Source organism: Streptomyces sp. DSM 42067 (assembly GCF_055792885.1).
The window spans coordinates 1458887-1480982 of sequence record NZ_CM147706.1; the positions used below are offsets into that span (position 1 = coordinate 1458887).

The window sequence follows — 22096 nt, forward strand, 5'->3', positions numbered from 1 at the left end:
ACCCACCCTTCGACGGCATGCGATCAGTGACGACACAACGACTGTGAGGAGGGCTCTGTGCCTTCGGCGGAGATCAACGGTGGACGGGTCGTGTACGAGGTCCTCGGTGAGGACAGCGGGATCCCCGTCGTCCTCACCCCCGGAGGACGAGCACCCCGCGAGTCCATGCGCTCGCTCGGCGAACGGGTGGCCGCCGCGGGCATGAAGGTGCTGATCTGGGACCGGCCCAACGCCGGTGAGTCGGACATCCAGTTCTCCGACCGCTGGCCGTCCGAGTCCCACCTGCACGCGGACACACTTCAGCAGCTCATCAAGCACCTCGGCTTGGGCCCGACCGTGCTCGCCGGCGGCTCCTCGGGCTCACGGCTCTCCCTCATCACCGCCCTGAAGTACCCGGAGGTGACCCGCGGACTGGTGGTCTGGCACATCGTGGGCGGGGTGTACGCCACCATGTCTCTGGCCGACACCTACGTCCTGAAGAACATCACGGCGGCCCGGCGCGGCGGCATGGAGGCGGTGATCGCGCTTCCGGAGTGGAGGCAGCGGATCGAGCAGAACCCGCGCAACCTGGAGCGCTTCCAGTCGCTCTCCCGCGAGGAGTTCATCAGGATCCTCCGGCAGTGGCTGACCGCCTTCGTACCCACTCCCGGGCAGGTCATCCCCGGTGTGGGGGACGACGACATCGCCCGGATCACGGTACCCACCACCATCATCCGAAGCGGCGAGAACGACGACGAGCACCCGCTGAAGACCGGCTACGAGATCCACGCCCTGATCAAGGGATCCAAGCTGGTGGACGCACCATGGCCGGAGGACGCCTGGGAGAAGGCATTCGCCGACAGCCTCAAGACCGGCAGTTCACAACTGTTCGACCTCACGGCGGAGGCCGCGCCGGTGATCATCGACTTCTGCCGGTCGGAAGCTGTCACCGGCCAGTCGAGAGACAGGCTCTGATGGCCGTCTGCGAGGGTGTGGCCGCTGCCGACGGCAACGCTCCGGCTACACGGCCATGCCGGGCGGAGGTGGCTCTCCATTGCCTCGTCGCGCTGGACGGCGCCGACGACAGCAAAGGGGAGGGCGGGTTGGAAAGGTCTCGGGGATCCTCGGTGTGATGCAGTCGGTCTCCATCGTCGTGGGCGTCGGCGTCGGTGGTGCGCTCGCCGACGTCTCCGTCGCGGGAGCGATGCTCGTACCGGCGGCCTTCGGCCTACTGTGCACCGCGGTGGCGAGCCTGCTCATGAAGGACCGGATCCTGGATCCGCGTGACCGGCCCGCGTTCGGGCTCGGACAGCTCGCCCGTAGCTACACCTTCAATCCGCGCCGCCATCCGGACTTCGCCTGGGCCTGGGCGAGCCGCTTTGCGCTCTTCATGGCCCTGGGGTCGGTACAGACGTACCTGGTCTTCTACCTCACCGATCAGTTGCAGCTCTCGAAGACCACAGCCACAAGTCTGGTGTCTGTGGCGACGGTTGTGCAGGTGGCGGCCATGGTCGTCGGCAGCCTCACCTTCGGCCCGCTCTCCGACCGGCTGCAACGGCGCAAGGTCTTCGTGCTCGGCTCGGCGGTCATAGTCGTCTGCGGCGCCCTGGCGCTCGCCTTCGCCACCACCGTGCCCGTCTTCATCGTGGGCATGGTGCTCGTCGGAACGGGACAGGGAATCTACAACGCCGTCGACCTGGCGCTCGTGACGGACGTCCTGCCGAACCGCAAGGATGACGCGGCCAAGGACCTCGGCATCTTCAGCATCGCCAACCTGCTGCCGCAGTCGCTCTCGCCGGCCATCGCGCCGGCTCTGCTCGGCATCGGCATCGGCTCGCTCGTGACGGCTCCGGACAGCAACTACGTCATGTTCTACCTCTTCAGCGCGGTGTTCGCCGTGATCAGCGCGGTGACCGTACTGCCCATCCGTGCGGCTCGCTGACCGGCAGTCGCACACTGGTACGGAATCAAGCCACATCCCACGGGGTTGCCCGTCGGCCGCGCCCACCGCTCGGGGCGCGGCCGACGGCATGGAAGAAAATACCGGTCCATTTCACCGGGCGTCCATGAACCGCCTTCCTCATGAACAACGCACATATGTGGCATAACCAATCCGATTACCTCGATCCTGCAGCCCGGCCGCAAAATGGGCGACAGAAGTCAGCTGCCCCGACGATCGAATCGACCCTCGCTCAGCGCGCCGTTTCGAGAAATGCAAGGAAGCGCATCTCTTGTCTCGCATCGGACGCTCGGCGCGAACTCACTACCGACGCATTCGACCTGACCGACATGAACCCCAACCGCACAGAAAGGTGTTTACCTGCCATGTACTCACCGGAGATCCGCCGCGTGGTGACCGGACACGACGACAAGGGACGAGCGGTGATCGTCAGTGACAAGGTGGACACCGGACCGAGTCCGCTCGCGAACCTGGTGTGGACGACCGCCACGTCACCCGCCGACAACATGGACGACACCGACGGCGCGCTGCGCGATGTGGGCGTGACCCTGGCGGCCGGAACGGTGTTCAGGATCAGCCGGTTCGAGCCGGGGGACCGCTCGCCGATGCACCGGACCCTCTCGATCGACTACGGCCTCGTCCTCGACGGCAAGGTGGTCCTCGAACTCGACGGCGGCGACCGGGTCGAGCTCACGGCCGGCGACGTCGTCGTCCAGCGCGGCACGAACCACATCTGGGCCAACGAGGCCGACGAGGCGTGCACCGTCGCGTTCGTCCTCATCCACGCCAAGCCGGTCGTCGTCGACGGCAAGGAACTCGAACCCACCCCCCTCAAACTGCCCAAGCCCAACCAGTCCTGACGTTGCACGGCCCACTCCGAGAGAGGACCCGACGATGGCACGGGTGAAGTACCTCGACAGCGAGGACATGAAAACACCGGACGCAAAGGCCGCCTGGGAACGCCTGGAGACCGAGCGGCCGAAGCACGTACACGCCGTCTTCCGGCTCACCGCCCACTCCCCCGCGGTGCTCGCCGCCTCCCTGACGTACGGGCAGGCGCTGCGCACCGAAACCGAGATCGACGGCAAGCTGCGCGAGCTGGCGATCCTGACGGTCGCCCACGCCACCGGCGTGAAGTACATGTTCGCCCGCCACTCCGGTCCCGCCTACCGGAGCGGCGTGACAAAGGAGCAGATCGCGCACGTCCCGGACTTCGAGACGTCGGACGCCTTCGACGACCGCGAGCGCGCCGTGATGCGCCTGGCGTACGAGTCGACGGTCAAGGTCCTGGTCCCGGAGGCCGTGTGGAACGCGGCCGCCGCGTTCCTCGGCGACAGGGAGATGGTCGAGCTGGTGCACACCGTCGCCTACTACAACAACGGCGCCCGCATCATGGGCGCACTCGACGTCGAACTCGAGGAGTCGTACGCCGTCGACCCGGTCGGCCAGTTCCTGAAGGACACGGGCCAGGGCACGACGTCGTGACGGTGGCGGCCGCGGCCCAACTCGGGCGGACAGCGCGATCACTGCCGGTCATCGCCGAACCAACGCCTGAGGCCCCGGCGTTGCGGGGCGCACCGGACGAGACAGCAGGTGAGCTGATCGATGCGGGTCTCATCCGCGTGGGCGATCCGGCCCGCCATGGAGACTCGGCGGTGGCGAAGGTGTCCGTCTGCGCCGTCAACCGACACCTCCGGCGCGGGCGCCTGGTTCGCGTCGGGCGCCCTGGCGCGGATGCGCAGGGACGTCGAAACCGGATCGCACGCGGCCGTCCAGCGGGACGCGCCCGCCGCACGGTACGGCCAGGTCCGCCTGGCAGTCGAAGCAACTCGGAGCTGTGATAACCATGTACTTCGTTTCTCATGAGGCCGCTGAGGCGGTCCTGTCCATGCCCGACGCGGTCCGCACCCTGCAGGCCGCCTACGCCAAGCCGATCAACAAGGGCAACGCCCCGCGCCGTACTCTCGTCCAGGGCGAGGAGTGCGGCTTCCGGGTCCTGCCGGCCGCACCGCCCGGCTCGCGCTACTTCGGCGCGAAGCTGATGGGCGCCTCCATGGCCACGGGAGCCTTCCGCGGCATGGGCTACGTGATCGTCCTCTTCGACCGTGAGGCCTGCGACCTCGCCGCGTTCGTCGACGCCAAGTACATCACCGGCTTCCGCACCGCGGCCACGTCCGCGGCCGCCCTCGACCGCCTGGCACCCGCCGGCCCGGCCCGCCTCGGCGTCCTGGGCAGCGGCTTCGAAGCCTCCATGCACGTCCGCGCGTTCGCGGCGGTGCGGCAACTGGAGGAAGTCGTCGTCTTCAGCCCGACACCGGACAAGCGGGCCGCCTTCGCCAGGACCGTGACCGCGACCCTGGGCGTCCCCGCCCGTCCGGCCGACAGCGCCGAGCAAGCCGCCGAGTACTTCCGTACCTCGGCGGATGTCGTGCTGTGCGCCGCACGCTCACGCGGGGAGAAGCCCATCCTCTTCGGCGACGACCTGCGGCCGGGGACCACCGTCGTCTCGATCGGCTCCACCGTGCCCTCGCAGCGCGAGATCGACGCCGGCGTTGTGGACCGCTGCGACCTCATCGTCTGCGACGACGTCGGCGAGGTAACCGACGAGACCGGCGACATGATCGCCGCGACGGAAGCGGGACTGTCCTTCCGCGACCGGTGCGTCTCCCTGCATGAACTCATCAGCGGAGCGGCGGACGACGCCGTGAAGGGCTCCGACATCCGCATGTTCAAATCCGTCGGCGGCGGCCTGCAGGACGTGATCATCGCCGGCCTCGTCCTGGACAAGGCCATCGAGTCCGGCCTCGCGACACCCCTACCCGTGGCCCTGGCCCGCTGAGAACAGGCAACGACATGATCAAGCCAGACGCGTGACGAGGATCGTGACCGGGCCCGTCATCGCGTCAAGCGTGGCTGATCGAATCGAGCTGTCACGGGCCGTTCACGGCCGCGTTCTACTCGATCTCGCGGGCGACACGCGCCATGGACTCCCGCAGCCAGATGTGTGCGGGGTCGTTCTCCCACACCGGGCTCCAGTACATCGTCGACTCGAGCGCCGGGAGCGGGACCGGTGGTTCCAGCACCCTGAGGTCGGCCGCGTCACTGAACTGGTTCGCGAGGCGCTCGGGCAGGACTCCCACCAGACGGGTTCCGCTGACGAGGAAGGGGGCCACCAGGAAGTTCTTCGTGGTCGTCTCGGCGCGTTGACGCTCGTCCGCCTCCGTCGGCTGAACATCGATCAGTTCTGCGAGGCCGCTGGAGCTGTCCCTGAGGATCTGCGACGTGGTGACGCTTCGCGCCCGTGGTCGCGGCAACGGGCGTTGCCGCCATGCGACGTTGAGACGGGGCAGGGTCGCGAACTGCTCCTCCGTGAGCTGGTCGCCGACGTCCGGATGGTGGGCGCAGACCACGCACACATACCGTTCGGAGAGCAGCTTCTGGGAACGGATGCCCTCCACGTCCAGCGTCGGTCCCACGACGAGGTCGATGCCATCCTGGGTCAGCATCCTATCGATCGGGTTATTGAACGAATACGTCGTGACCCCGATTCCGGGGGCCTCCTTGGCCGCATGCTGCAACAGCGGGCGCAACAGCACCAGCTCCGCGTATTCGGTCATCACGATGGAAAAGTGGCGTGACTCGGTGCTGGGATCGAATTTCGGCTGGTATTCGAGCGCGTGCTCAACCCGGGCCAGGATTTCGGCGAGGGGCTCCCTCAGGTCTTCTGCCAGGGTCGTCAGCGCGTTCTCGCGGCCGCTCCTCACGAGCAGTTCGTCGCGGAACATTCTCCGCAGGCGGCGGAGCTCGTTGCTCATGGCTGATTGCGTCACCGACAGCAACTCGGCCGCCCTGGTCACATTGCGGGTTCGTACCAGGGCATCCAGTGCCACAAGCAGGTTGAGATCGTACTTCCGGAGATTGCCGCGCGGCATTGAGCGGTCCATTTCGGGTCGATTGAGCCAGTCAGAGGCTATCTGATGAGTATTACTCGCAGGTCAGCCGATGGGAAGTGGTGGGACAGCGGTAGGTGCCCAGGCGCATCCGCATGCCAGGTATTCACAACAATCCTTGGACAGGAGACGGGGCGCCTCCCGACCATATGGAGGCGGAGGAAACAGGCAAGGGGCGGCCGATCTCCCGTCACGACTTCCTGATCGCGGCGCAGGAGCCGGCCCCGCCGCTGACGAGACCGCGGTGACGGTTCACCGCACATGACCGCGGAGAAAGTCCGCTGGAAGAGTGAGGGAGAGCATGACCGGTGTCATCAGCCAGGAACAGCCACTGCTGATCGGCGGAGCGTGGGTGAAGGCCTCCGACGGCCGTACCTACGACAAAGCCGACCCGTTCACCGGCGAGACGGTCACCCAGGCCGCCGCCGCATCGGTCACCGACGCGCGGCGCGCCGCCGACGCCGCCCACGACGCGTTCCGGACTTGGGCGGCGACACCTGCCGAGGAGCGCGCCCGACTGCTGCGTACGGCCGCCGACCTGCTCGACAAACGGGCCCCGGAGATCGCAGCGGTCATGACCGCCGAGTGCGGGGCGACGTTCGGCTGGGGCATGTTCAACTGCACCCTGGCCGCCGAGGTCTTCCGGCACGCCGCCACCCTCGCCGGCGAGACCGGCAAGGAAACACCCATTGACTCCCACGTCCCAGGCCTCAACGCCAGAGCGATCCGCCGCCCGGCCGGCGTCGTGACCGGCATCGCCCCCTGGAACGCACCCGTCATCCTCGCCGCCCGCGCCGTCGCCACCCCCCTCGCCCTCGGCAACACAGTCATCCTCAAAGCCTCCGAGAAATGCCCCCGCACCCACGCCGCCATCGCCGCCGCACTCCACGACGGCGGCGTCCCCCACGGCGTGATCAACCTCATCACCAACCAGCCCGAGGACGCGCCCGGGGTCGTCGAAGCCCTCATCGCCCACCCGGCCGTGGCCCGCGTCAACTTCACAGGCTCCACCCGCGTCGGCACCCTCATCGCCCGCGCCGCCGCCACCTACCTCAAACGCACCCTCCTCGAACTCGGTGGCAAAGCCCCCTTCATCGTCCTGGCCGACGCCGACCTGGACGAGGCCACCGCCGCAGCCAACTTCGGCGCCTTCATGAACTCCGGCCAGATCTGCATGAGCACCGAACGCATCGTCGTCGACCGCAGTATCGCCGCCACGTTTGAAGCCAAGCTCACCGCCAAGGCCGAGGCCCTCACCGTCGGCGACCCCCGCGACCCCAACACCCGGATCGGACCGGTGATCAACGAGGCAGCGGCCCGCCGTATACGAGAGCTCATCGCCGACGCCGAGGCCAAGGGCGCGCGCGTGCTGACCGGCGGCACCGCCAAGGGACTGCTCGTGGAGCCGACCATCGTCGCCGACGTCACACCCGACATGCGCCTGTACGCCGAGGAGTCCTTCGGCCCGGTCGTCACCTTGATCGCCGTCGACGGCCCCGACGAGGCCGTCCGCGTCGCGAACGACACCGAATACGGCCTGTCCGCGGCCGTCTTCGGACGCGACCTCACAACCGCCGAGAACGTGGCCCGCCGCATCAACTCCGGCATCTGCCACATCAACGGCGCCACCGTCCACGACGAACCCACCATGCCCTTCGGCGGCGTCAAGCACTCCGGCTGGGGCCGCTTCGGCAGCACCGCCGCCATCGACGAATTCACCGACCTGCGCTGGCTCACCACCCAACACGGCACCCGTCAATACCCCATCTAGCGCATCCCGATGCCGGTGACTCAACACACACTCTGATGCCCTGACGTGCGAAGGCGCCGTCCGCACGGGCCTGCGACCGCCATTGAGTCACCGGCATCACATCCAGGCCCCGACGCGGTGCCGCGCTCTCCGAACGGAAGGCCGGAACACACCCCGGCCGGAATGGATCCTGAACAAAATGACTGCCGACCCGCCCAACCTGGACACCCGTGAGTTCCGCCGCGTCCTCGGACACCTGCCCACCGGCGTCACGGTCATCACCGCCTACGCGGCCGGCGGAACCCTGGCCGGCATGGCCGCCAACTCCCTCACCTCCGTCTCCCTCGACCCCCCACTCATCCTCATCTGCCCCGCCAAGACCTCCACCACCTGGCCCGCCATCCGCGAGGCCGGCACCTTCTGCGTCAACGTCATGGCCGGCCACCACGAACCCCTCTGCCGCCGCTTCGCCCAGCGCCACACCGACCGCTTCGCAGACGTCGCCTGGCACGCCCGCACCACCGGCCCCGCCCTCGACGACGCACTCGCCTGGCTGGAATGCGAGATCGTCGAGGAATACGAAGCCGGCGACCACACCATCGCCATCGCCGCCGTCACCGCCATCGAAGCAGCCACACCGCAGGCCCCACTGGTCTTCTTCAAGGGACAGTACGGCACCTTCACCACCGAGAGCGCAGACGAACCGCACCGGGCACACTCCATACCTCGCGCGTCCTGACCCCGCAAGCCACATTGAGACCAGGAGCTTGTCCATGTCCGTAACCGACACATCCATGGCAAAGGACGCGCGCGCGAGCGCTCCCGCCGAACAAGCCGTCCTGCGCGCCGTACCCAAGCAGTTGTACATAGGCGGCAAGTGGCTCGATGCGGCCGGCGGTGGCACACTCCCCGTGGAGGACCCGGCGACCGGCCAGACGCTTGCCGAGGTCTCCGATGCGACGGTGGACGACGCGCTGGCCGCACTGTCCGCCGCCGACCAGGCGTTCCCCGCGTTCCGAACGGTCGCGCCGCGCGAGCGAGGAGACATCCTCCGCCGTGCGTACGAGGCGATGGTGGACCGCACCGAGGAACTGGCACTTCTGATGACGCTGGAGATGGGAAAGCCGCTGGCCGAGGCCCGCGCCGAAGTCTCCTACGCGGCGGCCTTCTTCCGCTGGTACGCCGAAGAAGCGGTGCGGGTCAGCGGCCGCTACACGGCCAGCGAGTCGGGCACCGGCCGGGTGCTGACGATGAAGCAGCCGGTCGGCCCGTGCCTGTTCATCACACCGTGGAACTTTCCTCTGGCCATGGGCACGCGCAAGATCGGCCCCGCGATCGCGGCGGGCTGCGCGATGGTGATCAAACCGGCCGAGCAGACGCCGCTGTCGATGCTGATGCTGGGCCGGATTCTCGAGGAAGCGGGTCTGCCCGCCGGCGTGCTCAACATCGTCACGACGTCGGCGGCGGGCCCCGTCATGGAGCCGCTGATCCGGGACCCGCGGCTGCGCAAAATTTCCTTCACCGGTTCGACCGAGGTCGGGCGCCTGCTCATCGCGCAGTCCGCGGAGCAGGTCCTCAAGGTATCGATGGAACTCGGTGGCAACGCCCCGTTCCTGGTGTTCGAGGACGCCGATGTGGACGCGGCGGTGGAGGGAGCCCTCATCGCCAAGATGCGCAACGGCGGCGAGGCATGCGTGGCGGCCAACCGCTTCTACGTCCACGAGGGCGTCGCCGAGGAGTTCGCGACCAAACTGGCCGAGCGGATGGGCGCGTTCAGGGTCGGCCGCGGCACGGAAGAGAGCGTGCAACTGGGCCCGCTCATCGACGAGGCACAACGCACCAAGGTCGCCGATCTCGTCGCGGACGCCGTGGCCAAGGGGGCGCAGGTGCTGTGCGGCGGGTCACGCGTCGACGGACCCGGCTACTTCTACGAACCCACCGTGCTCGGACGACTCGCCGCGGACAGCGACCTCCTCACGGACGAGATCTTCGGGCCGGTCGCACCCGTACTCGCCTTCACGAGCGATGACGAGGCGATCACGGCCGCCAACGGCACCCAGTACGGTCTGGCCTCTTACGTCTATACGCGCGACCTCGCCCGCGCCTTCCGCGTGATGGAGTCCCTGGAGACCGGCATGATCGGGCTCAACCAGGGGATGGTCTCCAACGCCGGTGCCCCCTTCGGCGGGGTGAAACACTCGGGCCTCGGCCGCGAAGGAGGCCCGGAGGGCATCGACGACTATCTGGAGACCAAGTACGTGGCCATGGGCATCTGAGCTTGGCATCCGAGGGCCAAGCCAGCTCGACGGCGTCGCCGCGGACTTCCCCGGTCTGCGGACCGTGATGGCGCACCCCGCGGTGCCGTGGATCGACACACAGATCTCTGTCGCACCACCCACAAGGCCGACGTGTTCATCGACCTGTCGGGATGGTTACCCACGCACTTCCCGCACCAGCTGGTCCGGCAGCTCGGCGGCCCCCTGCTCCACAAGGTCCTGTTCGGCTCCGACTTCCCGGTCGTCACGCCGGACCGCTGGTTCGCGGATTTCAGCAAACTCGAGGTGAAGGAGGAGGTCAAGCCGTTGATCTTCAAGGAGAACGCGCTGGACCTGCTCGGTCTAGGAGGTATGGCATGAGTGAGGCTGCGCATGGACTGGGAGACGACCACGCCGAGCTGCGTGCGGTCGTGCGGAAGCTGTGCGAGGACCAGGTCGCGCCGCACGCGGCCGAGGTGGACGAGAACGGCGCCTTTCCCGAGGCGTCGCTGAAGGCGCTGGTCGAGGCACGGATGCATTGCGTCACGCTCCCGGAGGCCTACGGCGGCGAAGGAGGCGACTACCTGGCAGGTGTGGTGGTGGCGGAAGAGGTCGCCCGCGCGTGCACCACCACTCAGCAGGTCATGGGCTCCAGCAAACTCTTCTCCCTTCCGCTGCTCCTCGGCGGAACCGAGGAGATCAAACAGCGGTATCTGCCGCGGATCGCGTCAGGACACTTGATGGCCGCGTTCGCGCTGTCCGAGCCCGAGGCCGGCTCGGACGCCGCGGCGATCTCCACACGAGCGACGGCGGTCGACGGCGGCTGGGTGCTCAGGGGCACCAAGCGGTGGATCACCAACGCGGGCCGGGCGGACGTCTACGTCGTGTTCGCCTCCGTGGATCCCGCGAAGGGCGCCCGCGGGCTCGCGGCCTTCGTCGTCGAGGCCACCGACTCGGGGCTGTCCTTCGGGGCGCCGGAGAAGAAGATGGGCCTGAAGGGCTCCCCCACCCGCGAGGTCTACCTCGACGACGTCTTCGTACCCGCCGACCGCATGGTGGGCGAGCCCGGCCAGGGCATGCGGCTGGCGCTGGGCACCCTGGACCGCAGCCGGGCGACCGTCGCCGCGCAGGCCGTCGGCATCGCCCAGGGCGCCCTGGACTGCGCGACCGCGTACCTCAAAGAACGCAAGCAGTTCGGCCGGCCCCTGGCGGAGTTCCAAGGTCTGCAGTTCATGGTGGCCGACATGGAGATGCAGGTCCGCGCCGCACGTCAGCTGACCTACGCCGCGGCCCGGGAACTCGACGCGCACGGCGGGGACATCAAAACCGCCGGCGCGGTGGCCAAGTGTTTTGCCTCGGACACGGCGATGAGAGTGACGACGGACGCGGTCCAACTGCTGGGCGGCTCCGGCTACGTCCGCGACTTCCCGGCCGAGCGCATGATGCGCGATGCGAAGGTCACCCAGATCTATGAGGGCACCAATCAGATCCAGCGCATCGTGATCGCCCGTGCGCTGCTGGGACGGTGAGACGGCCGACAGGCATCAGTCGGCCATGTACCTGACCCTGCGCGCCCGCCGGGGTTTCGGCGTCCGCAGCGCCCGGCTGATTTCCCGGGCACAGGCGCGCAGAACGGGAATGTGCTCGGCTCGGGAGCGCCCTTAAGAGGTGCTTACCACTCCGTGACGCGACCACGCGGTCGCCGAAACCGGTGACCGGAACCGCGATACCGAGCAACACGCGCGTCGACGTACCCGTCACACACCAACCAGCCCTCACGCCTGGCACCGACCCATATGCGGCGCAGGCTGGCTACCTCGGCAAGCGTTCTGCTGCCGTACCGGACCAGCGGACGGCCAGCACCTCTTCCTGGAGCGCGCGATCAGCGTGCGCCAGGAGGACCAGGCCGCCCGATCCTGTATGAGCCGGTATCCGCCTGCCCACGCCAGCGGAATGCCGTCGAGCGCCTGTCGTGCTCTGAGCTGTTCCACGACGAGGACGTCGGTACCGTCCAGCACCGCCAGCTGCGTGTGCGGTCGGGTCGCCGCGTGGATGTCCTCCAGGTGCAGCATCGCCGCCTCTCGGAGATCGCGGGCACGCGCTCCGAGAGGCGGCGAGTTCCCACAAGCGCATGCCGATCCGCACCCGGCCCGACGGCCCCGCTCCAGGAAGCCGACCTCGGTGAGCTGACGGACCAGACGGAGGGCGGTCGCGACGGGAATGCCGGCCTTGCGGGCGATCTCCGCGACGGTGAACACGGGACGGTCGTGCTCGAAGGCATCCAGAAACCAGTGCCGCAGCGCGATCACGGACTCATGAGCGTCCGGACGTGCCTCCTCACCAGAAACAGTGAGCGGGCCCGGGGCTGTGCCGGAGTCCCCACAGGCCGTCGATGCTTTCACCCCGCATGTATGCGGTGTCGTGTCGGACCTGGTCCGCCAGGCCGGCGAACGGGCGGCGGCACACCAGCGTGTCTGTTGACTACCTCTGGTCGTCAGCCGTGGTTGGGCGCAGCGAACTGTGCCGAGTCGAAGATCACCACTTCACGGCAGAGCAGGAAGAAGGAGAGCGAGGGCTGGGAGAACGTGCCGTGCTTCTCCTGATGCTCGGCGATGCCCTCGGCATAGCGACGGAACAGCGACAGGGCCTCCGTCTCGTCGAACCACAGGGCGGAGTACGCCACGTACTCCGGCAGTTCGGAACCGCCGAAGTACTCGGTCATGGCCTGTCCGGGGATGACCGTGTTCCATTCGTAGCCGCGCAGCGCGGCGGCGAGCTCGGGGTCGCCGTCGAGTACCTCGCGGTGCGCCCGCTGCCAGCGGTCCTGTACCTCTTCCGCCGGCAGGCCCTCGGCCGCGCCGAGGAAGTGCAGGATCTTCACGTCGCTGTCACGCGGCTCGGTCCGCCCCGTCCGGGTCTCGTTCACCAGGAGGCTGACGGCGGCGGGCAGGTCGCTGAAATTGGCGCCGTCGGGCCCGACGACGTCCCGGGTGAACGGCTGCTCGAAGTTCTTCCGCATGGACTCGACGTCGCTGAAGCCGAGCTCGGTCACGGAGTCCCGCGGGAAGGTGACCTGGTAGGCGTTGTCCCCGGTCGCGCCGTAGGCACTGTCGAAGACGTGGTTCTGGATGTACTTGCCCGTGGGCGGCGGGCCTGCCGGTGCGGCGGGTGCCTGGTCACCCTCCGGCATCGGGGGTGCGAGCTTGGCGTGGACGTTGACGATGTAGTCGATGTACTCGGCGTGCGTCATGTCGGGCCGACGACGGAGAACGGCGACGAGCTTTACCATCATTGATCCCCTTCGGAAATGAGAGATACCGGATTCCGGCGTGGCCAGGCAGCGACCGTTCGTCGCTCCGCGATGTCCGGCTGTGCTGAGCCAGCCTGTCGCGGCGCTGTCTCGGCCGCACCCGCGCGCGGCCGCGGCGGGCGCGACGCGCACCGACCGGCGCGACCGTCGGGCAGGTCCTGGAGCGGGCCGAGATCGCGGATGGGGGGGGACGGCGGGTGCTTCGTGGAGCTGCGGCGACGTGCGGACGCCGTGGTCGATGGCGTCCATGGCGTCGGGCCGGTGCTTCCGGATGGTAACGGGGAATCCGATCGTCCGGGGCCAGACCGTCACACTACGCAACAGTTCCTCCTCGCAGCCGTTCATCCACACGTGGACAGTCGGACGTCGTATTGCGCAGCACACCTTCCACGTCAGCACTGGCCGCACGGCACACCCCGTGGCGGCTTCCGCATGTGTCCCCTGCGAAGGCCGGAAAAGCAAGTACCGGCGTTCACAAACCACGACCCGATGGTCCGGCTGCCCGAAAATCGAGGCCGCGACCGGATCCGTCGGGCGTAGCCCGCGAGAGCGAGATCGAAACATTCGTGCACGCAGAGGACCCTTCGCGCGGATGATCGCCGCACTGCGGCGGCGGACAAGCGGCCCGCCGGAGACACTTACCCAATGTGAACTATGATTTACATTGAATTACGCGCTTGTCAAGCGCGAGGGACCAGTCGGTCTCACACCGCGTCGGACCGGGACGCGTCGGCCGGGCCCAGCAGACAGCCCGTGATCGTCCGCCGGAGCTGCTCGGTCAGGTCGGTCCAGGGCAGCGCTCGCCGGGGCTCGAGATGCTCGCCGAGCACGAGGCGATGCGCGCAGGCGGCGTAGATCAGCCGGTGGGCGAAGTCGATCGCCGCCTCAACATCCTGATGGTGTCGGAGAGCCGGTGCGGCCAGCATTACCAGGGCGCGAAAAACCCGGCCGCCTTCGACGTTGATGTTCGTGCCGCGCTCGAGTACGACAGGACTACTGAGGCCCAACAGCAGGAACACGCGCAGCAGCGGGGCATGCACCCGAAAGCTCTCGACCATGCCGGTGACCGCCACGCCGATCACCCCGGCCGGCGCAGTGGTCGCCGACAGGCCGCTCTCGCCCTATTACTCATGAAAATCGACGCTGAACTGCTCGGCGAAGCGGGCCTGTACAGCAAGCAGCAGCCGCTCCTTGTCGCCGAAGCGTCGGTGGACGCTGTCTACCGAGACCTCTGCTCCCGCGGCGACGGCCGCCATCGTCAGCGCCTCAGGCCTACCCTCCTCCAGCAGCCAACCCCGTGGCGAAGATGCGTTCCCGGGTCTCGCGGCTGCGTTTCTGGAGGGCGCGTGGTTCAGAGGATGAGTCGATGGTCACGCGGATCAGCGTACGGCGTTGACACAAGAGGACGAAAAGTAAATGATAGTTCGCATTCACTCCCCGGGCGGCCTGTCCCGCGTTCCGGATCTCGGCTTCGGCATCAACCACAGGCACCCGGAGGTCTGACAACCGAAACGACTCGGTTCTATCGGAGAGGCTCGTGAAGGCACGCTCGAAACACACACCCGAACGCGAGGGTGAGATCTACGGGACCGTGTTTCGCCTGGTCGGCGAGCATGGCCATGAGGGGTTGACGGTGCAGCAGATCGCCACCGCGGCCCGTGCCGGTAAGGCGACGCTCTACCGGCGCTGCGATAGCAAGCCCCGTCTGGTCATCGAGGCGCTGCGGCACGCCACGCCGCTGCCGCCGGTCGGCATCGATCGCCAGCCGGCTCACCGACTCGCTCTCCGGCCTCGGCGGGAGCCTGCCAGGATCGAGCACCGACTCTCTGACGCCCGCGCTCGTCCATTCGCTGCCTGACGCGATCCGCGACCAGGTTGTCCACGCCTACGCGGACTCGCTACTGCCGATCTTCGCCAGCCTGGCCGCGGTCGCTGTCGCTGCCTTCGTCCTCGCGCTGTTCCTGCCCAATCGCAAGCTGGGCGAGAACGAATCAGCGCCACGTGCGAGAAGCGACCAAGCGACGCCGCAGACCTCTGCGGCCAACTGAGGAAACGATCCCTTCACACCATTTGCCCCCATATCAACATCCACCAGGAGGTACCAGCGATGGCGCAACCAGAACTCAGGTTCCTGTTCGACATGACCGTCACCATGGGCGAGGGTGTCGAGATCGGCGAAACACCCTACGGTCGGATCGCGTTCCAGCACGCGGTGGGCGGAACCGTCTCGGGGCCACGTCTCGAAGGGGAAATCCTCCCCATCGGCGGCGACAAGGTGGTGGGCCGCACCGACGGTGCACAGGAACTCAATGTCCAGGCCATCATCAAAACCACGGACGGGCACCACATCCTCATGTCCTACCGTGGGCTGATCCGGCCGACCCCGGCCACCGAGGGAGCGGACGGGATCCCTGAGGTGTACTGGCGCACCGCGCCGTTCTTCGAAACAGCGGCGGAGCCCTACCTCTGGCTCAATGGCGTGCTCGCCGTGGGCTATGGCACCTTCAGCGACGGCAAGGTGAGCTACAAGGTCCACGAGGTCCTCTGAGTAGGACCACCCGAGCTGGGCTGACCAGTCCGCGACCGCCGCGAGGCCGTACATCGACATCGACAAAACCCTGTGGGAGCCGTCCATCAGTGACGGCTCCCACGGCGCGTTGCAGATCATCACCCTGGCCGCCAGGGCCGGGACTTCGTCGGAGACCTCTGCGGCCCAGCCGACGAGAGGCACGGGGCGTCTCCCGGCCAGCCCTCCCATTCACACGCAGGGCCACCCGCCCGCCTGGTACCGGAGAAGATCACCAGCTGACCTGCTCCTCCCCTGCGTGGGCCACCGCAAGGTCCCGCTGCTGCGCTGACGGCGGGAGGTGAGCAGCCGCGCATCAAGAGGGCTACTCAAGACGGATAATGCGAACTAGCATTTCCATCATTCGCTTGAGATTGTCAACCTGTTCGCTAGACTTTTGCGGTGAGTAGCGACGCACCCCCGACACCGGCTGCCCGCCAGGCGCGCAGCCGCGAAACCCAGAACCGCATCTTCGACGCCGGCATGCGCCTCCTGGAGGAGGGCGGACCGGGGGCGCTGGCCATGGCCGCGGTCGCCGAGGCCGCCGGGGTCTCGGTGGGCAGCGTCTACCGACGCTTCGGCGACAAGGAGCGACTGCTGCTGGCCATCCAGAAGCAGTTCACGGACGAGTTGGGCGCGGAGTTCTTCCGAAGCCTGGCCGACCTCGACATCTCGACGGCGACACCCGCCTCCGAGGTAATCGCGGCCGCGGTGGAGGGCGCCACGGGAGCCTTGCATACCCACGCCAAGCTGATGCGCGTGTTCATGCTGCTGGGCACCGAGAACGAGGCGGTTTTCGAGCATGGTTCGGCCGTCAGCACCCAGGGTAATCGGGCCTTTCGTGACATGGTCATGCTTGCTGCGCCCGCGCTGCGACATCATGCGGACGTCGAGGCGGCCATCGACTTCGCCTTCCGACTGATCTACGCGACCTGCGCCCACCGGATCATCCACGGCGAGTACCTGGAATCGCGCCGCCCCCTGCCCTGGCCCGACCTGGTCGACCAGCTGCGGCGCGCTGTCACGGCCTACTTGCTGGACCCCGCTTTGGAAGCGCCCGCCGACGGCCACTGACAACCGCACGCCTCACATTGACAGAAGCCCGCGTGAGTGTGAACCTGACTTCACACTTAACGCGAACATGGGTTTACATTCCAGGGGGGGGCGAAAGGTGCGGAGCGTGGACAAGATTTTCGACGTCGCAATCGTGGGTTACGGCCCTACCGGCATGGTGGCGGCTTCCCTGCTCGGGCAGTTGGGTCATGACGTCGTGGTGTGCGAGCGGTGGACCTCGCTGTACGGGCTGCCCCGGGCGACGCACATCGACGACAACACCGCGCGCGCGGTGCAGGCCGCCGGCGACGTGGACGAGGCGCTGCGCGATGCGTCGCCCACCAGGTATCAGTGGGTCAACGGCAAGGACGAGCAGCTGATGCTGAGCCCGGAGCCGGTGGTCGGGCCGCACGGCTTCCGCACCCAGAACTCGATCTACCAGCCCGACGTGGAGGACGCGATCGACCACCGCGTCCGGACTCTGTCCAACGTGGAGGTCCGGCAGGGCTGGACCGTCAACGGGCTGCGCGAGGACGGGGAGAGCGTCGAGCTGACGCTCACCCCGTGGCGAGCCGCCGACGGCGACGGTACGGAGCAGCGGGTGCGCGCCCGCTATGTCATCGCCGCGGACGGCAGCAAGAGCGACATCCGGCGGATCCTCGGCATCGAGCGTGACGACTTCGGTTTCAACGAGCAGTGGCTCAACGTCGACGTCGAGTGGCTGCGTCCGGCGCCGGCGAGGTTCGCCAGCGCCAAGCAGTACTGCGACCCCGCCCGCGGGCACATGTACATCAACATCGGCGAGAAGCGGCAGCGCTTCGAGTTCGCCCTGCTGGAAGGGGAGACGCAGGAGGAGTTCGAGCGGCCGGAGACCGCCTGGCGCCTGCTGGAGGAGAAGCACGGGCTCGGACCCGAGGACGTCCGGTTCATGCGGCAGATCGTCTACACCTTCGAAGCGCGCGAAGCCCAGCGCTGGCGCACCCAGCGGGTCTTCCTCACCGGCGACGCCGCCCACACGATGCCGCCGTACGCCGGCCAGGGAGCCTGCTCCGGCATCCGCGACGCGGTCAACCTCAGTTGGAAGCTCGACCTCGTCCTGCGCGGCCTGGCCGAGGACTCCCTCCTGGACACCTACGAGCAGGAGCGCCGACCCCACACCCATGGCATCACCCAGATGTCGTTGATGATGGGTGCGGTTGCCAACATGCACGACCCGGTGGCCGCCGCGGAACGCGACGAGATGTTCAAGAAGGGCGGCCCGCCACCGATCGAACCCGGGCCCATGGTCGCCGAGGGCATCCTCCACCACGAGCCGGACGGCACCGTCCAACGGCCTGTCGGCTTCCTCGTCCCTCAGGGCCGCGTCAGCGTCGGCGGGCTGACCGGGCGGTTCGACGATGTCGTCGGACGCGGATTCGTCCTCGTCTGCAACACCGACGTCACCAAGGCCCTGGCGCCGGAGCAGCTGGCCTTCCTCGAGCAGCTCGGCAGTCGCGTCGTACGAATCGGCCGCGACTTCGTCGACGAGGACGGCGTGTACGAGGCGTACCTGCGCGAACTCGGCGCGGTCGCCTTCCTCGCCCGCCCGGACTTCGTGCTCTTCGGCGCCGCCACGGACGACAAGGACCTGCCCGCGCTCGTCGACGAGCTGCGCACCGGCCTGGCCTGGTCGCCTGCCCAGGCGGAAGCCGTAGCCAAGTCACCGGACCCGGTCGTCGAGGCCCTGCACCGGGCGATGCCCTACACCCGGCTGGTCGACTGCGGCATGAACCCCGCCGACGCCCGCACCCTGCTGGCCGACACGGTAAACGGCCGCTCGTGGATCGCCGTCGCCGACGAGCTGGCCGGCCGCCGCGCCCGCGCGGCGGAGACCGCGCTGGCCGCGGGACACCCGCTCACCGCTCGCCAGTCCTACCGGTGGGCCGTCGGCGCGGCCCTGTTCGCGCAGATGGCGGAAGACACCGACACGCCCCTCAAGAAGGACCTCTACCGCCGCTACACCCAGCTGGTCGGTAAGGTCGCCGAGCTCAGCGAGCCGGCCATCGAACGTGTCGAAGTGCCCTACCGCGACGGCCAATTGGTCGGCTGGCTCAGCCTGCCGCCGTCCGGGACGGCGGAGGCGACGGTCGTTCTGTGGGGCGGGCTGAGCGGCTGGGGTGCCAACTATCTGCGCGCCGCCGACGCCTTGAACGCGCGTGGTCTGGCCTGCCTGCTCGCCGAGGGGCCGGGTCAGGGCGAGGCACGGCTGGAGCATGAGCTGTTCATCGACGAGGACGCCGTGGACGGCTTCGCCCGGTTCCTCGACATCGTCGCAGCCGACCCCCGCCTCGGCGACGCCATCGGCGTGCAGGGCAACAGCTTCGGCGGACTGTTCGCCGCGCACCTTGCGGCACGCGACGCGCGGGTCAGCGCCTGCGTGGTCAACTGCACTCCCACCGGCTCCCGACCGGCGCAGCCGCCGACGCAGCCGCCAGCCCAGGCCGGGCCGCCCGCCTTCGCCCAGATGACCGCCGCGATCGGCGCACAGGACGGTGCCCGGCTCGCCGCCGTCCTGGGCACCTTGCAGTTCGACCCGGCCGTCCACCGGATCGGCTGCCCCGTCCTGGCCCTGCACGGAGGGGCCGACCCCTTCATTCCGGACGCCGCGGCCCTGGCCCCCTTCGCCGAAGCGGCCGGCTCGCGCGGGGAGCTGCGCACCTGGCCCGACGGCGAGCACACGCTCTACAACCGCGCCGAGGAGCGCGACGCGCTGGTCGCCGACTGGTTCGCCGAACATCTCGCACCGGTCTCCGAGGCCTGAGCACCGGTCACCACATCGGTAGGGAGTTCGCCCGCCAGGTACTGGCGGGCGAACTCCTTGTTCGCGCCGATGTAGGAACCGGTGACCCGGGCGATCCTGCCGGCCGCCAGCAGCACGGCCAGGCCCGAGTCGAGTGCTCCGCCATTGTTGGAGACCACTCCCAGGCCGGTCGCCCCCTGCTCGTACAGCGCCTGGATGAGTAGGTTCGGCACGCCGCTGAGCCCGAATCCGCCGACGGCGAGCGAGGCGCCGTCCGGGATGTCCGCCACGGCGTCGGCAGCGGACGGGATGACTTTGTCCATGTCGGGTGAGACTCCGTACGTTCCGGTGATGACGACGGTGCGATCGCGGACGGTGCCGCGCGCGATGTCAGGCGGTGGGCGGTTCCCCGGCCCAGGCGGCGCACAGCAGCTGGGTGAGACCCTCGGCAGTGACCTCACGCGGATTGGCGTACGGATGGGCCAAGGCGAGCTCGACGATCCGGTCGATGTCGCCTTCCGCCATGCCGAGTTCGCGCAGCGACCGTGGGGCGCCGAGACGTCCGGCGAGTTCCCACAGGGAGGTCGCCGGGTCGGCGCTGCCGCCCAGGGCCCGGCCGAGTGCGGCGGCGGCTTCGGGGGCTGCCTGCTGGTTGTAGGCGAGGGCGTGGGGAAGCACGACGGTGTGGGTGGGTGCGTGCGGCAGGTCGAGAGTGCCGCCGAGGGTGTGGCACAGCTTGTGGTGCAGCGACATGGTGGTGGCGCCCAGGCAGGCGCCGCACAGCCAGGCACCGTACTGAGCCCGGGCGCGCGCCGCGAGGTCGGTGCCGTCGGCGACGACGGCCGGCAGGGCGGAGGCGAGGGCACGGACACCCTCCTCGGCCATCAGGCTGATGACGGGTGAGGCGTCCGGCGCGTAGAGGGCCTCGACGGCGTGCGCCAGGGCATTCATGCCGCTGGTGGCGGAGGCCGCCGGCGGAAGGCTCACGGTCAGCTCGGGGTCGTACAGGACACTGACCGGCAGGACCCGGGGGTCCCTCCCGGTGCGCTTGCGGCCGTTCTCGGTCAGTCCCCACACCGGGGTCATCTCGGAGCCCGCGTACGTCGTCGGTACGGCGATGATCGGCAGGCCGTGCTCCAACGCGATGGCCTTGCCCAGGCCGATCGCCGAGCCGCCGCCCACCGCGACGCAGCCGTCGGCGCCGAGCTCCGCAGCGCGGTCGCGGGCTGCGGCGGCAGACTCGACGGGGACGTGCATCCGGGCGTGCGGATGGACGCCCGCTGCCCGGTCGCCGAGCAGACCGGCGATGGTCTCGCCGAGTTCCTGCTGCTCGGGGGAGCACAGGACGAGGACCCGTTTGAAGCCGGCCTTGTCGATCTCATCGGCGAGCTGGGCGACCACACCAGGGCCCATGACCACACGCATCGGCAGCGCCTGGTAGCTGAAGCGGAGCGGGGTGTTCATGCGGAGGTCTCCTGGCGGTTCTCGCGGAGCAAGGTGATGTCGAAGTGGGCGGCGCGATAGGGGTTGTCGAAACCCAGCTCGGCCGCGCGGACCGGGTTGTCGACCGGCGCGAAGTCGCGTACGAGGCTCTCCTTGACGCCGAAGACGACATCGGAGGCGATGTACGGGCAGTCCCTGACGAACAGGTGGGTGACAAGCGGCCGGTGTCCCTCGGCGGTCACCAGGAAGTGGACGTGTGCGGGCCGGTTCGGGTGGCGGCCGGTGGCTTTGAGGAGTTCGCCGACCGGGCCGTCGGCGGGGACCGGGTAGTGGCGCGGCACGATGGAGCGGAACCAGAACTCCCCGTTGTCGTCCGTGGTGAACAGCCCGCGCAGATTGCGCTCCGGCTGGATGCCAGGCTGCTGCACGTCGTAGTAGCCCTCGGCGTTCGCCTGCCAGACGTCCACCGAGGCGTGTGCGAGCGGTGTGCCGTCCTGGTCGGTGACGCGGCCGGTGACCAGGCACTGCTCGCCCTTGCCGTCCAGGGCGATGCGGTCGCCGTTCTCGCGGGCCGGGGATTCGACCATGTGGAAGGGGCCCAGGACGGTGGACTCGGTGGCCAGGTCCAGAGAGCGGTTGTTGATGGTCTCCACCAGCATGGAAACCCCCAGCACGTCGGAGAGCAGGATGAACTCCTGGCGTACGTCGGTACACGCCTGGCCGGTCCGGGTGAGGAAGTCGATGGCGACTTCCCATTCCTCGTTCGTCAGCTCGACGTCCTTGATGAAGCCGTGCAGGTGCCGCACGAGCGACGAGAGCACCTGCTTCAGCCTCGGGTCGGTCTGTGCCCCGAGGCTGGCGATGACGGTTTCAGCGGACTTTCCCTCACTGAACAGGGACGGGTCGTTCATCTCCCCACTCCTCCTTCTGGGTTGTATGTGTAGGTATGTCTCAAGGTGTACGTACCTCTCGGGGGTGCACGTATGTCTCGGGGTGTGTACGTACGTGACGGCCAGGCAGGAGCCGGCCGCCTGCCGGTGCCACGTCTGGT

20 protein-coding genes and 2 pseudogenes are annotated in these 22096 nt (G+C 68.4%); 14 read left to right on the forward strand and 8 right to left on the reverse strand.

The genetic code is table 11. From position 1 onward, the window contains the following. Positions 1-57: 57 nt before the first annotated feature. The 5 genes from ACSMXV_RS06995 to ACSMXV_RS07015 all read left to right on the forward strand — a co-directional run bounded on the left by ACSMXV_RS06995 (position 58) and on the right by ACSMXV_RS07015 (position 4778). Complete coding sequence (locus ACSMXV_RS06995; RefSeq protein WP_473176846.1) at positions 58-954, forward strand: alpha/beta fold hydrolase; 897 nt, start codon at positions 58-60, stop codon at positions 952-954. Between the two features lie 55 nt (positions 955-1009). Further along, positions 1010-1921 carry an MFS transporter gene (locus ACSMXV_RS07000; RefSeq protein WP_473176847.1) on the forward strand — a complete coding sequence of 304 codons (912 nt, stop codon included), beginning with the start codon at positions 1010-1012 and terminating at the stop codon, positions 1919-1921. A 383-nt stretch (positions 1922-2304) separates the two neighbouring features. Further along, positions 2305-2799, forward strand: a complete 495-nt coding sequence (locus ACSMXV_RS07005; protein ID WP_473176848.1) for a cupin domain-containing protein — start codon at positions 2305-2307, stop codon at positions 2797-2799. 34 nt (positions 2800-2833) lie between these two features. Continuing rightward, positions 2834-3424 (forward strand): carboxymuconolactone decarboxylase family protein, encoded by a 591-nt coding sequence (locus ACSMXV_RS07010; protein ID WP_473176849.1) that lies wholly within the window; start codon positions 2834-2836, stop codon positions 3422-3424. 361 nt (positions 3425-3785) lie between these two features. After that, positions 3786-4778: an ornithine cyclodeaminase family protein gene (locus ACSMXV_RS07015; protein ID WP_473176850.1), complete on the forward strand. Its 993-nt coding sequence runs from the start codon at positions 3786-3788 to the stop codon at positions 4776-4778. 115 nt (positions 4779-4893) lie between these two features. On the opposite strand, the gene ACSMXV_RS07020 is transcribed toward ACSMXV_RS07015, so the two are convergent. Then, positions 4894-5871, reverse strand: a complete 978-nt coding sequence (locus ACSMXV_RS07020; RefSeq protein ID WP_473176851.1) for a LysR family transcriptional regulator — start codon at positions 5869-5871, stop codon at positions 4894-4896. A gap of 319 nt (positions 5872-6190) precedes the next feature. On the opposite strand from ACSMXV_RS07020, the gene ACSMXV_RS07025 reads away from it, so the two are divergent. The 5 genes and pseudogenes from ACSMXV_RS07025 to ACSMXV_RS07045 all read left to right on the forward strand — a co-directional run bounded on the left by ACSMXV_RS07025 (position 6191) and on the right by ACSMXV_RS07045 (position 11423). Further along, positions 6191-7660, forward strand: a complete 1470-nt coding sequence (locus tag ACSMXV_RS07025; protein WP_473176852.1) for an aldehyde dehydrogenase — start codon at positions 6191-6193, stop codon at positions 7658-7660. Between the two features lie 178 nt (positions 7661-7838). Next, positions 7839-8378, forward strand: a complete 540-nt coding sequence (locus ACSMXV_RS07030; protein ID WP_473176853.1) for a flavin reductase family protein — start codon at positions 7839-7841, stop codon at positions 8376-8378. A 55-nt stretch (positions 8379-8433) separates the two neighbouring features. Beyond that, the gene (locus ACSMXV_RS07035; protein WP_473178845.1) at positions 8434-9915 is read left to right on the forward strand and encodes an NAD-dependent succinate-semialdehyde dehydrogenase; all 1482 of its coding nucleotides are present in this window, start codon (positions 8434-8436) and stop codon (positions 9913-9915) included. A 16-nt stretch (positions 9916-9931) separates the two neighbouring features. Beyond that, positions 9932-10275, forward strand: a pseudogene (locus ACSMXV_RS07040) (amidohydrolase family protein); the annotation flags it as partial. Next, positions 10272-11423 (forward strand): acyl-CoA dehydrogenase family protein, encoded by a 1152-nt coding sequence (locus ACSMXV_RS07045; RefSeq protein ID WP_473176854.1) that lies wholly within the window; start codon positions 10272-10274, stop codon positions 11421-11423. The pseudogene ACSMXV_RS07040 and the gene ACSMXV_RS07045, both read left to right, overlap by 4 nt. Positions 11424-11669: 246 nt before the next feature. On the opposite strand, the gene ACSMXV_RS07050 is transcribed toward ACSMXV_RS07045, so the two are convergent. The 4 genes from ACSMXV_RS07050 to ACSMXV_RS07065 all read right to left on the reverse strand — a co-directional run bounded on the left by ACSMXV_RS07050 (position 11670) and on the right by ACSMXV_RS07065 (position 14559). Beyond that, a complete protein-coding gene (locus ACSMXV_RS07050; protein WP_473176855.1) occupies positions 11670-12203 on the reverse strand; it encodes a helix-turn-helix domain-containing protein in 534 nt (177 codons plus the stop codon). Between the two features lie 185 nt (positions 12204-12388). Next, positions 12389-13186, reverse strand: coding sequence for an EthD domain-containing protein (locus ACSMXV_RS07055; RefSeq protein WP_473176856.1), 798 nt, complete (start codon positions 13184-13186; stop codon positions 12389-12391). A gap of 722 nt (positions 13187-13908) precedes the next feature. Further along, positions 13909-14277, reverse strand: a complete 369-nt coding sequence (locus ACSMXV_RS07060; RefSeq protein ID WP_473176857.1) for a hypothetical protein — start codon at positions 14275-14277, stop codon at positions 13909-13911. A gap of 51 nt (positions 14278-14328) precedes the next feature. Next, positions 14329-14559 (reverse strand): TetR family transcriptional regulator, encoded by a 231-nt coding sequence (locus ACSMXV_RS07065; RefSeq protein ID WP_473178846.1) that lies wholly within the window; start codon positions 14557-14559, stop codon positions 14329-14331. Between the two features lie 182 nt (positions 14560-14741). Between ACSMXV_RS07065 and ACSMXV_RS07070 the strand changes: the two genes are divergently transcribed. The 4 genes from ACSMXV_RS07070 to ACSMXV_RS07085 all read left to right on the forward strand — a co-directional run bounded on the left by ACSMXV_RS07070 (position 14742) and on the right by ACSMXV_RS07085 (position 19623). Beyond that, a complete protein-coding gene (locus tag ACSMXV_RS07070) occupies positions 14742-15062 on the forward strand; it encodes a TetR family transcriptional regulator (RefSeq protein WP_473176858.1) in 321 nt (106 codons plus the stop codon). Between the two features lie 249 nt (positions 15063-15311). After that, positions 15312-15752 carry a DUF3237 domain-containing protein gene (locus tag ACSMXV_RS07075; RefSeq protein WP_473176859.1) on the forward strand — a complete coding sequence of 147 codons (441 nt, stop codon included), beginning with the start codon at positions 15312-15314 and terminating at the stop codon, positions 15750-15752. Between the two features lie 420 nt (positions 15753-16172). Then, the gene (locus ACSMXV_RS07080; RefSeq protein WP_473176860.1) at positions 16173-16844 is read left to right on the forward strand and encodes a TetR/AcrR family transcriptional regulator; all 672 of its coding nucleotides are present in this window, start codon (positions 16173-16175) and stop codon (positions 16842-16844) included. 67 nt (positions 16845-16911) lie between these two features. Beyond that, positions 16912-19623 carry a bifunctional 3-(3-hydroxy-phenyl)propionate/3-hydroxycinnamic acid hydroxylase gene (locus ACSMXV_RS07085; RefSeq protein WP_473176861.1) on the forward strand — a complete coding sequence of 904 codons (2712 nt, stop codon included), beginning with the start codon at positions 16912-16914 and terminating at the stop codon, positions 19621-19623. Here the strand turns inward: ACSMXV_RS07085 and ACSMXV_RS07090 are convergent. The 3 genes and pseudogenes from ACSMXV_RS07090 to ACSMXV_RS07100 form a co-directional block, all read right to left on the reverse strand. Next, positions 19611-19925 (reverse strand): annotated as a pseudogene (locus ACSMXV_RS07090) (CoA-transferase); the annotation flags it as partial. The gene ACSMXV_RS07085 and the pseudogene ACSMXV_RS07090 overlap by 13 nt on opposite strands. A 67-nt stretch (positions 19926-19992) precedes the next feature. Beyond that, positions 19993-21066 carry a maleylacetate reductase gene (locus ACSMXV_RS07095; RefSeq protein WP_473176862.1) on the reverse strand — a complete coding sequence of 358 codons (1074 nt, stop codon included), beginning with the start codon at positions 21064-21066 and terminating at the stop codon, positions 19993-19995. After that, positions 21063-21956, reverse strand: coding sequence for an intradiol ring-cleavage dioxygenase (locus ACSMXV_RS07100; protein WP_473176863.1), 894 nt, complete (start codon positions 21954-21956; stop codon positions 21063-21065). The genes ACSMXV_RS07095 and ACSMXV_RS07100 overlap by 4 nt, the downstream gene beginning before the upstream one ends. Positions 21957-22096 lie beyond the last annotated feature (140 nt).

Bases quoted from the DNA above. Each gene is read 5' to 3' on its own strand.
- ACSMXV_RS07045 (WP_473176854.1), top strand. From the start codon at position 10,272: ATGAGTGAGGCTGCGCATGGACTGGGAGACGACCACGCCGAGCTGCGT.
- ACSMXV_RS07035 (WP_473178845.1), top strand. From the start codon at position 8,434: ATGGCAAAGGACGCGCGCGCGAGCGCTCCCGCCGAACAAGCCGTCCTG.
- ACSMXV_RS07025 (WP_473176852.1), top strand. From the start codon at position 6,191: ATGACCGGTGTCATCAGCCAGGAACAGCCACTGCTGATCGGCGGAGCG.
- ACSMXV_RS07020 (WP_473176851.1), bottom strand. From the start codon at position 5,871: ATGCCGCGCGGCAATCTCCGGAAGTACGATCTCAACCTGCTTGTGGCA.
- ACSMXV_RS07055 (WP_473176856.1), bottom strand. From the start codon at position 13,186: ATGATGGTAAAGCTCGTCGCCGTTCTCCGTCGTCGGCCCGACATGACG.
- ACSMXV_RS07075 (WP_473176859.1), top strand. From the start codon at position 15,312: ATGGCGCAACCAGAACTCAGGTTCCTGTTCGACATGACCGTCACCATG.
- ACSMXV_RS07030 (WP_473176853.1), top strand. From the start codon at position 7,839: ATGACTGCCGACCCGCCCAACCTGGACACCCGTGAGTTCCGCCGCGTC.
- ACSMXV_RS07000 (WP_473176847.1), top strand. From the start codon at position 1,010: ATGCCGGGCGGAGGTGGCTCTCCATTGCCTCGTCGCGCTGGACGGCGC.
- ACSMXV_RS07100 (WP_473176863.1), bottom strand. From the start codon at position 21,956: ATGAACGACCCGTCCCTGTTCAGTGAGGGAAAGTCCGCTGAAACCGTC.
- ACSMXV_RS07015 (WP_473176850.1), top strand. From the start codon at position 3,786: ATGTACTTCGTTTCTCATGAGGCCGCTGAGGCGGTCCTGTCCATGCCC.
- ACSMXV_RS07005 (WP_473176848.1), top strand. From the start codon at position 2,305: ATGTACTCACCGGAGATCCGCCGCGTGGTGACCGGACACGACGACAAG.
- ACSMXV_RS07085 (WP_473176861.1), top strand. From the start codon at position 16,912: ATGGGTTTACATTCCAGGGGGGGGCGAAAGGTGCGGAGCGTGGACAAG.
- ACSMXV_RS07010 (WP_473176849.1), top strand. From the start codon at position 2,834: ATGGCACGGGTGAAGTACCTCGACAGCGAGGACATGAAAACACCGGAC.
- ACSMXV_RS07095 (WP_473176862.1), bottom strand. From the start codon at position 21,066: ATGAACACCCCGCTCCGCTTCAGCTACCAGGCGCTGCCGATGCGTGTG.